This window comes from Nonomuraea composti (genome assembly GCF_012034275.1).
GTDB lineage: Bacteria > Actinomycetota > Actinomycetes > Streptosporangiales > Streptosporangiaceae > Nonomuraea > Nonomuraea composti.
Map to the genome: position 1 here is coordinate 298,386 of NZ_JAATEP010000005.1, position 9,446 is coordinate 307,831.

6 protein-coding genes are annotated in these 9,446 nt (G+C 71.7%); 3 read left to right on the forward strand and 3 right to left on the reverse strand.

Features of this window, described 5'->3' with window-relative positions; genetic code table 11:
* Nucleotides 1-21 precede the first annotated feature (21 nt).
* Entirely contained in the window at nucleotides 22-1,710 is a 1,689-nt protein-coding gene (locus tag HCN51_RS10380; protein ID WP_168009078.1) for an ABC transporter ATP-binding protein, read from the forward strand.
* A 37-nt stretch (nucleotides 1,711-1,747) separates the two neighbouring features.
* Entirely contained in the window at nucleotides 1,748-3,511 is a 1,764-nt protein-coding gene (locus tag HCN51_RS10385) for an ABC transporter ATP-binding protein (protein ID WP_168009080.1), read from the forward strand.
* 81 nt (nucleotides 3,512-3,592) lie between these two features.
* On the opposite strand, the gene HCN51_RS59285 is transcribed toward HCN51_RS10385, so the two are convergent.
* On the reverse strand, nucleotides 3,593-5,176 hold the full coding sequence (locus HCN51_RS59285; RefSeq protein WP_240972647.1) for an aminotransferase-like domain-containing protein: 1,584 nt from the start codon (nucleotides 5,174-5,176) through the stop codon (nucleotides 3,593-3,595).
* Nucleotides 5,177-5,258: 82 nt separating this feature from the next.
* Between HCN51_RS59285 and HCN51_RS10400 the strand changes: the two genes are divergently transcribed.
* Nucleotides 5,259-5,882 carry a LysE family translocator gene (locus HCN51_RS10400; RefSeq protein WP_168009082.1) on the forward strand — a complete coding sequence of 208 codons (624 nt, stop codon included), beginning with the start codon at nucleotides 5,259-5,261 and terminating at the stop codon, nucleotides 5,880-5,882.
* A gap of 665 nt (nucleotides 5,883-6,547) precedes the next feature.
* Here HCN51_RS10400 and HCN51_RS10405 read toward each other — a convergent pair.
* The gene (locus HCN51_RS10405; protein ID WP_168009084.1) at nucleotides 6,548-7,384 is read right to left on the reverse strand and encodes a class I SAM-dependent methyltransferase; all 837 of its coding nucleotides are present in this window, start codon (nucleotides 7,382-7,384) and stop codon (nucleotides 6,548-6,550) included.
* 131 nt (nucleotides 7,385-7,515) lie between these two features.
* Nucleotides 7,516-9,006 carry an alpha/beta fold hydrolase gene (locus HCN51_RS10410; RefSeq protein WP_168009085.1) on the reverse strand — a complete coding sequence of 497 codons (1,491 nt, stop codon included), beginning with the start codon at nucleotides 9,004-9,006 and terminating at the stop codon, nucleotides 7,516-7,518.
* Nucleotides 9,007-9,446: the final 440 nt, after the last annotated feature.

The following is a 9,446-nucleotide window of genomic DNA, read 5'->3' on the forward strand; positions in this document are numbered from 1 at the left end:
GGCTGTCAAGGTTGTCAGGCTATGCGCTCCCTTCCTGAAGCCGATCCCGGCGTGCCCGACCTCCGCAGCCCGCTGCGCTATTTGTGGTGGAACGCGCGGCGTCAGGCCGTGCCCCTGCTCGCGGGCATCGCCTACGCCACCCTGTGGTGGCTGGTGCAGGCCCTCATGCCGGCCGTGCTCGGGAAGGGCATCGAGGCCGTCACCGCCAAGAACACCGGCTCGCTGCTCACGTGGTCGGCGGCCCTGCTCGCGCTCGGGCTGCTGCAGGCGTTCACCGGCATCATGCGGCACCGCATGGCCGTCTTCAACTGGCTGGCCGCCGCCTACCGCACCGTTCAGCTCACCTCCAGGCAGGCCGCCCGCCTCGGCGCCACCCTGCCGAAACGGCTGTCCACCGGCGAGGTCGTCAGCGTCGGCAACTCCGACATCGCCCACATCGGCAGCTCCATGGACATCCTGCTGCGCGGCGTCGGCTCCATCGTGGCCATCGTCGCCGTCACCGTGATCCTCATCTCCACCTCGCTGCCGCTCGGGCTGCTCGTCCTGTTCGGCGTGCCGCTCATGGCCGTCGCCGTCGGGCCGCTCCTGCGTCCCCTGCACGACCGGCAGCGCCGGCAGCGGGAGCTGTCCGGCGAGCTGTCCACCCGCGCCGCCGACATCGTCGCCGGCCTGCGCGTGCTGCGCGGCATCGGCGGCGAGCAGGTCTTCGCCGCCCGCTACCGCGACGAGTCCCAGCGCGTACGCCACGCCGGCGTCCGCGTCGCCCGCGTCGAATCGGTGCTCGAAGGCGCCCAGATCGTGCTGCCCGGCCTGCTCATCGCCATCGTCACCGGCATCGGCGCCTCCTTCGCCGTCGCCGGCGACATCCCCACCGGCCAGCTCGTCGCCTTCTACCTGTACGCCGTGTTCCTCATCGGCCCCATGCGCACCCTCACCGAAGCCGCCGACAAGCTCACCAAGGGCCACGTCGCCGCCGGCCGGGTGATCAGGATCCTGTCCATCGACCCCGACATCACCGGCGGCACCGGCACCAGCGAAGGCGGCGTGCTGCGCGACTCCTACAGCGGTGTCACGCTCCAACCCGGCACCCTCACCGCCGTCGCCACCAGCGTCCCCGGCGACGCCACCGCCATCGCCGACCGGCTCGGCCGCTACGCCGAAGGCGACGTCACCTTCGGCCCCGCGGAGCTGCGCACGCTGCCGCTGGATCAGGTCCGCTCCCGCATCCTCGTCGCCGACAACGACGCCCGCCTGTTCAACGGCCGCCTGCGCGACGAGCTCGACGTGCGCGGCGCCGCCACCGACGCGCAGATCCGCGAAGCCCTCGACGCCGCCTGCGCCACCGACATCGTCGAAGCCCTGCCCGACGGGCTCGACGCGCAGGTGGCCGAGGCGGGGCGCGAGTTCTCCGGCGGGCAGCAGCAGCGGCTGCGGCTGGCCAGGGCGCTGCTCACCGACCCCGAAGTGCTCATCCTGGTCGAGCCCACCAGCGCCGTCGACGCCCACACCGAAGCCCGCATCGCCGAGCGCCTGGCCAAGGCCCGCTCCGGGCGTACCACGCTGGTCTGCACCACCAGCCCGCTCGTGCTCGACCGGGCCGAGCACGTGATCTACGTCGAGAACGGCCGCGTCCTGGCCGAGGGGACCCACCGCCAGCTCCTCGACGGCACCCCCGCCTACGCCGCGACCGTGACCCGCGGGGAGGACTGATGACCCGTCCGGCCCCTTCTCCAGTTCGGGAGGACTGATGGCTCGGGAGATCCTGCCGATCGCCGATCGGCGCCAGGTGCGCGCCTACGCCAGGCGGCTCACCCTCAAGTACCCGCGCCCCCTCGCGCTCGCCCTCACCCTGCACGGCCTGGCCGCCGTCGCGGGCCTGCTCGTCCCGTGGCAGCTCGGCGGGCTGGTCGAGCGGCTCCAGCACGGCGCCGGCGTCAACGTCGCCGTCGTGTCCGCCGCCATCGCCGCCTTCCTGCTCCTCCAGGGCCTGCTCGTCCGGTACGCGGTGCTGGCCTCCGCCAGGCTCGGCGAGAAGGTGCTGGCCGAGCTGCGCGAGGAGTTCGTCGGCCAGGTGCTCGGCCTGCCCCTGTCCACCGTCGAACGCGCCGGCTCCGGCGACCTCATCACCCGCACCTCCCGCGACGTCGACTCCCTGTCGCGCACCGTGCGGCACGCCGTGCCCGAGACGCTGATCGCCATGGTCACCTTTGTGATCACCATCGGCGCGCTGCTGCTGGTCAGCCCCCTGCTCATGCTGCCCATGCTGCTCGCCGGGCCGGTGCTGTGGATCGCCACCCGCTGGTACCTCCGCCGCGCCCGCGACGGCTACCTGCGCGAGAACGCCGCCTACGCCGACGTCACCGAAGGGCTCGCCGAAACCGTCGAAGGCGCCAGGGCCGTCGAGGCGCTGGGCCTGCGCGAGCGGCGCCGGGCCCGCACCGACGGCGACATCGCCCGCTCCTACGCGGCCGAACGCTACACGCTGCGCCTGCGCACCACCTGGTACCCCGCCGTCGAGCTCGGCTACGTCATTCCCGTCGTGGCCGCCCTGCTGGTCGGCGGCCTGTTCTACATCGAGTCATGGGTGACACTGGCGCAGGTCGTCGCCGCCGTCCTGTACGCGCAGCAGCTCATCGACCCGCTCGACCGGTTCCTCATGTGGGTGGACGAGCTGCAGGTCGGCGGCGCCTCCATGGCGCGCCTCCTCGGCGTCGCCAACGTCTCCGACGACCGCGAGGTCACCACCGACCGGCCCGCGGGCGAGCTGCTGGAGGCCGCCGGAGTCCGCTACGCCTACCGCGAAGGCCACGACGTGCTGCACGACGTGTCACTCACCGTCCAGCCCGGCGAACGCCTCGCCATGGTCGGCCCCTCCGGCGCCGGCAAGTCCACGCTCGGCCGGCTCCTGGCCGGCATCCACGGCCCCCGCACCGGCTCCGTCACCGTCGGCGGCGTGCCACTGGTCAACCTGCCCCTCGACGAGCTGCGCGGCCACGTCGCCCTCGTCACCCAGGAACACCACGTCTTCAAGGGCACCCTGCGCGACAACCTCCTCATCGCCCGCCCCGACGCCACCGACACCGCCGTCCTCCAGGCCCTGGAGGCGGTGGACGCGCTGGAGTGGGTGCGCGGGCTGCCGTCCGGCCTCGACACCGAAGTCGGCTCCGGCGGGCTCGTCGTGCCGCCCGCGCAGGCCCAGCAGCTCGCCCTCGCCCGCCTCGTCCTCGCCGACCCGCACACCCTCGTCCTCGACGAAGCCACCTCCCTCATCGACCCCCGCGCCGCCCGCCACCTGGAACGCTCCCTCGCCGCCGTCCTGGAGGGCCGCACCGTCATCGCCATCGCCCACCGCCTCCACACGGCCCACGACGCCGACCGGGTGGCTGTGGTCGAGAACGGGCGGATCAGCGAGCTGGGCTCGCACGAGGAACTGGTGGCCGAAGGGGGCTCGTACGCGGCACTGTGGCGCAGCTGGCACGGCACCCCCACTCCACCACCCCCGCCCCCCTGACCGTTCGCCCGGCCTTGCTCACCCGCCCGCCTTGCTCACCCGCTGACCTCGCTCACTCACCGGCCTACCCCACTCACCCGCTCACTCTGCGACCAGGTCTTCCGGGGTTGAGCGGGCGAGGTTGGCGAGAGTGGTCAGCGCCCGGGACAGAACGTCCAGAGGAGGGGAGGCCAGGCCGAGGCGGACGGCGTTCGGCGCGCTGCCGTGCCCCTGACCGACGGCGAACGCCGCGGCGGGCGTGACGGCGATCCCATACCGGGCGGCGGCGGCCACGAACGTGTCGGCCCGCCACGGCGGCGGCAACTCCCACCAGCAGTAGTAGGAACGCGGATCGCTGCGGACGGCGAAACCGTCGAGGCAACGGGCGGCGATCTCCTGGCGCATGGCCGCGTCCCGCTGCTTGGCCCGCGCCACCGCCCGCGCCGTGTCGTCGGTCAGCCACCGGGTGGCCGCCTCCAGCGCGAACCGCATCGGCGTCCACCCGCCCGACCGCAGCGCCGCCGCCATGCGCGCGACGACGGGGCCGGGCACGACGGCGAACCCCAGCGACAGGCCGGGCGCGAGCCGCTTGGACAGGCTGTCGACGAGTATCGTCCGCTCTGGCGCGAAGGCGGCCAGGGGCGGCAGGTCGTCGCGCAGGAACGACCAGATGGAGTCCTCGATCGCGGGCACGTCCAGGCGTGCGAGCACGCCCGCCAGCTCGGTCCGGCGCTCCACGGGCATGCTGATCGACAGCGGGTTGTGCAGGGTCGGCTGGACGTACACGGCCTTGAGCGGCGCCTTCCGCACGGCAGCCTCGACCGCCGAGGGCACCAGCCCCGCCTCGTCCATCCGCAACGGCACCAGCGTCACCCCGACCCGCGCCGCCAGCCCCTTGAGCACGGGGTAGGTCAGCTCCTCCACCCCGAGCCGCCCCCCGGGCGGAACCAACGTGGCAAGGGCCGCCGCAATGGCCTGCCGACCGTTACCCGCGAACAGCACCCGCTCAGGCTCCGGCCACCACCCCCCGCCCCCGCCCTCATGCCCTTCGTCTCGCCGCTCACCAAGCTCTTCGCCCCACCCGCCCCTGCGCAACTCCCCATGCTCACCTGCCCGCCTGTAGCCCCGTTCCTCGCCGTGTTCGTTCTCAAGCCGGTCGGTGGGCTCGTCTCCGCGCCTGGCCCAGCGCTCGTTGCCTCGTTCGGGACCGGGCCGCTCCCCATGCCCCTCGCTGTACCGCTTCGCGTGTTCCTCGTGGTGCCACTCGCTGCGGGCGAGCAGGGTGGCGATGATGCGGCGCGCTACCGGTGTGCCCGCCGCGCCGATCGGCTGCATGGATGACTCCAGTACGTCGGCGCGCAGCAGCGGGCTGATGCCGTCGGCCAGTAGCGTTGCCTGCTCGGGGACCACCGGGTAGTTGAGTTCGAGGTCGATTCTGCTGCCCGTGGGCTCGACGAGCGCGGGGCCGGGCCGTGGGGCGGAGGCTCGTACGAACGTGCCCCGGCCTACCTCGCCGACCGTCAGGCCCCGGCCGGCCAACTCCCTGTAGACGCGGGCGGCGGTAGAGTCGGCGATGGCGTGCTGCCGGGCGAAGACCCGTTGGGGCGGCAGGCGGTCGCCTGGCCGCAGCCGGCCCGATGCGATGTCGTCGGCGATGGAGTCGGCGATTCGGCGATAGTCCTCCATACGTTGGGATCCAAGCATGACATTGCTATGAGTACAATTGCAGCTATTGCACCGAGATTCTCTCCTGGATAGCTTCTGCTGCATGGTCGAACCAAGTGCGGTGCTGGGCGTGGTGTTCGTAGCCCTCGGCATGGTGCTCTCCCCGGGGCCCAACATGATGTACCTGGTCTCCCGCAGCACCAGCCAAGGCAGGCGCGCCGGGATCATTTCCCTGGCGGGGGTGGCGGCGGGCTTCCTCGTCTACCTCGTCGGCGCCAACCTCGGGCTCGCCGTGCTGTTCGCCGCGTTCCCCGAGTTGCTGACCGCCATCCGCATCGGCGGGGCCCTGTACCTGCTGTGGCTGGCCTGGAAGACGCTCAAGCCGGGTGGTGCGTCGGTCTTCGCCGCGCGCGAGATACCTCCCGACTCCCCGCGCAAGCTGTTCCTGATGGGTCTGATGACCAACCTGCTCAACCCGAAGATCGCGCTCCTCTACATCTCGATCATCCCCCAGTTCGTCGACCTCGAGCGGGGCAACGTCCTCCTCCAGGGCATCATCCTCGGCTGCGTCCAAGTGGCGGTCGCCCTCCTGGTCAACCTCTCGATCGTCGTGGCGGCGGGTGGTATCGCCGGCTTCCTGGCCGCTCGCCCCTCCTGGCTCCGCCTCCAGCGCCTCACCATGGGCTCCCTTCTCGCCGCGCTGGCCATCGGTCTCGCCCTTTCGTGATCGTGAGTGACGCGGCCGCCTCCCTGGCCCTCGCCGTCAGCTTCCTCCGCTCTCCAACCTGGCCGTCGCTCTCGCCTCTCCTGACCGCGAGCGCCGTACGCCTTCCCCAGCAGGGATACGGGGGCAGGCATGAGGGGGCAAGGATGAGGGGGCAGGGACACGGTGCAGGACGCGGTGGTGAAGACGCGGAGGCACGAACGCGAAGACGCAGGGGCAGGAACGCGAGGACGCGGACGCGACCAGCGGGGGCAAGGGCGCGAGCGCGAGGACGCGACCCGCGGGGCCAAGGACACGAGGGCAAGGACGCGACCCCTGGGACGAGGATCCCGTACAGGGACGAGGATCCCGTACAGGGACGAGGATCCCGTACAGGGATGCGGGGGCGGGGAAGGTGCGGCGGGAAGGCGGGGGGAGGGGCTCTCGAGGGCTTGGCCTGCCTGGGTGAGGGCCTGGATGGGGTGGTGGCGGGCATGGCGTCTCCATGGATGGGCCTCGGTGTGGCCTAAAGAGGAGGCCATTCGGCAGGTTTCCTTGGGAGCGCGCGCCGCGGTGGGTGAGGCCGGTGTTGTGTCAGGGGTAAGGCGGTGATGCTCCGGGGTGGGGTGTGCCGGGTGGCGGCGGGGGCGGGAGGTTGCCCGTCGCCGCCGCCGTTGGGGTGTCATGGGTCAGGGGCGGGTGGCGGTGGTCAGGCGGACCTTTCCGCGTAGCTGGACGCCGGTCGGGGTTTCGTACGGGCGCAGACCCTCAGCGACTGCCTTGCGGATGGTCGCGATGGTGGGTTCGTCGAGGGTGGAGAGGTTGAACTGGACCGGGCCCATGGCGCAGATGTGGGTGGCGGCCTCCTCGGCGGTGCGGCCGAGGTTTTCCATGGCTTCGACGATGGTCATGTCGATGTCGGTGAAGCCGGCGTCGGTCAGGACCTGGTGGATGCGGTCGGGGTCGGTCATGGACATCATGCCCATCGAGGCGGGGGAGGGGCGGCGCATGTGCTCGCGGAGGGCGGCGGTCGCGCGGGCGTAGTCGCCGTCCGGGGAGCCGGGGACCGAGGTGATGATGGCCAGGCGGCCGCCCGGGCGCAGGGCGCGGGCGATGTTGGTGAAGCCGGCGACGAGGTCGGCGAAGAACATCACGCCGCCACGGCTGATCGCCACGTCGTACGTGCCGTCGCCGAAGGGGTGGACCTGGGCGTCTCCCTGCTCGAAGACGGCGTTGGTCACTCCTTGAGCGGCGGCGTCGGCGCGGGCGCGGGCCAGCATGGGGGCCGACAGGTCGATGCCGAGGGCGGTGCCCCGGGACGCTCTGCCGGCCGCCAGCAACGTCGTACGGCCGGTGCCGCAGCCGACGTCCAGCACCTTGTCGTCCGCCTGGATGGCGGCGGCAGTGAAGAGGGCGTCGTTGAAGCCGTCGAGCATGCCGTTGTAGTAGTCCGGGTTGTCGGCCCAGAGCCGGCCTTCCCAACCGTTCCACGCCTCTGCTTGCTGGGTGTTGGCGATGGTGGGCATGACGCAGTCCTTCCATGAGGGGAGGAGACTCCCGTTGCTAGAGCTGAACTCTAGTGATGGATACTAGAGTTAGACTAAAGCGAACATTGCGTCAAGGGGTGGATCGGAGGGGCGGGCTGGGGTGGTGAGGGTCAGCACTGGGTTTTCGAAGGCGGGAGGGTGCGGGAGGTGAAGTAGGCGTTGATGTGGTCGCGGGCGCAGGGGTTCGTGCCGTAGAGGGTGTGGCCGGGGCCGTCGTGGTGGATGGTGACGCTGCCGGGGACCTGGGCGAGGATGCGTTCGGTGGCGTCGGACTCGCCCCAAGCGCCCGCGCCGAGCAGCGGCGGGAGGCCGGTGGGGAGGGGTGCGGGCGGGTTGGTGACGGGGACGGGCCAGCCGATGCAGTTGAGGGTGCTCGTGGCGAACGTGTTGGCGGCGCCGGCGTTGGGGGCCAGCTTGCGCAGGCGTTTGATCGTGGCGGTCAGCTGGCTGAGGTCGGCGAAGCGGGGCCAGTCGGTGCATTCCGTCACCGGGGTGGCCTGGTCGGGGTAGCGGGCGCCGGAGGCGGGGACGAAGTCGGAGGCGTCGCCCTTGCTCGCCTTGCGGATCGCGGTGGCCAGCTTGGGCCAGGCCGCAGTGCCCTGGCGGGCCAGGCCCAGGGCGAAGGACTGCAGGTCACCCGTCTTGTAGGCGACGTTCGGGGTTTTGGTGGGGATGGGCTTGCTCGCGGCGCGAGCGATCAGCTTTCGCCACAGCGCGGGTACCTCCGCGCAGTCGTTGCGGGTGCACCAGGTGAAGAAGCGGCGCATCGACTGCTCGTTCGTGGCCGCCATGGCCTCCAGCTCGCGCTGCCAGTCGGCGGCGCTGTGGTTCCACGTGCCGTCGAGGACCATCGTGCGGACGCGGGCCGGGAAGAGGCGGGCGTACGCCTGGCCGTAGAAGCCCGCGTAGGAGGCGCCGTAGTAGTTGAGCTGGTCGTCGCCCAGCGCCTTTCTGATCGCCTCCATGTCTCTGGCGTGGTCGGCCGAGCTCATGTTGGCGAACAGCTCGCGGTCTTTCAGGCGGCAGGCCTCGGCGTAGCCGCGGTTGGTGTCGGACAGGCGGCCGAGGTCGGCGTCGTCCTGCGGGACGTCGGCGAGGGGGATGCGGGTCCACGTGCACGGCAACCCCGTGCTCAGGCCCTGGAACTGGTCGGCGCCGTAGCCGCGGGTGTCCCACGTGACGATGTCCATGCTCTTGCGCAGGTCGGTCCACCAGCTCTGGAGGGATCTCGTCATCGCGATGCCGGGGGCGCCGGGGCCGCCGTACGACACCAGGACCGAGCCCTTCGCGGTGCCACCTGTGGCCTTCAGGCGGCCGAGCTTGAGGGTGATCTTGCGGCCTTCGGGCTTCTGCCAGTCGGCCGGGACCTGGAGGTCGGCGCATTCGAGGCCGGTGGTCGTGGTCTTGGTGGCGGTGGTGTCAGCGGGCCCCGAGTCGGTGGGCTTGCTGGTGGTGGGCTTCGTGGTGGTGGCGGCGCCGGTGTCGCCGGGGCATGGCTGCCAGGTCAGGGCCGTGGTGCCGGTCGTGGTGGTGGGCGCGGCCTGCCATGGCGCCAGGGGCGTGCTGAGCAGGGTGAGGGTGAGGGCGAGGGGTTTGAGCATGGCGATCACGATGCCGGAGCGGGCGGGTGGATCGCGTCGGACCAGGGTTTGGTCTTTTTGGGGGTCGGGTCAGACCACGGTTTGATGGACGGTGATCACGTGAATCGATGAGAGAAGGGTGGCGGGACGGCTGGTGCGGGACCGGCCCGGGCGTGCTCGACCAGATGCCTGCCCGACGCCATGGACGCCGGCCGACGCCTGTCGAGACGCCTACGTGCCGGCGGGCGAGGTCGTCATACGCTCGGGGCAGGGTGGTCACGCGTTCACGGGCAGGCGTGGTCACGCGCTCGCGAGCGAGGCGATGGCCAGGCCCGCACGGGGATGGGCCCGGCCGGAGAGCTGGAGCAGCTCCCCGGCCGGCATCAGCCTTCAGATCAGCCAGGACGTCGCTAGACGGCCGGGCCGCTGCCCGGAGACGCGGCGCCGCCCAGCGACTTCTT

What these genes read in the sequence shown, in the direction of transcription:
- HCN51_RS10380 (WP_168009078.1), top strand. Translation starts at nt 22, where the DNA reads ATGCGCTCCCTTCCTGAAGCCGATCCCGGCGTGCCCGACCTCCGCAGC.
- HCN51_RS10385 (WP_168009080.1), top strand. Translation starts at nt 1,748, where the DNA reads ATGGCTCGGGAGATCCTGCCGATCGCCGATCGGCGCCAGGTGCGCGCC.
- HCN51_RS59285 (WP_240972647.1), bottom strand. Translation starts at nt 5,176, where the DNA reads ATGGAGGACTATCGCCGAATCGCCGACTCCATCGCCGACGACATCGCA.
- HCN51_RS10400 (WP_168009082.1), top strand. Translation starts at nt 5,259, where the DNA reads ATGGTCGAACCAAGTGCGGTGCTGGGCGTGGTGTTCGTAGCCCTCGGC.
- HCN51_RS10405 (WP_168009084.1), bottom strand. Translation starts at nt 7,384, where the DNA reads ATGCCCACCATCGCCAACACCCAGCAAGCAGAGGCGTGGAACGGTTGG.
- HCN51_RS10410 (WP_168009085.1), bottom strand. Translation starts at nt 9,006, where the DNA reads ATGCTCAAACCCCTCGCCCTCACCCTCACCCTGCTCAGCACGCCCCTG.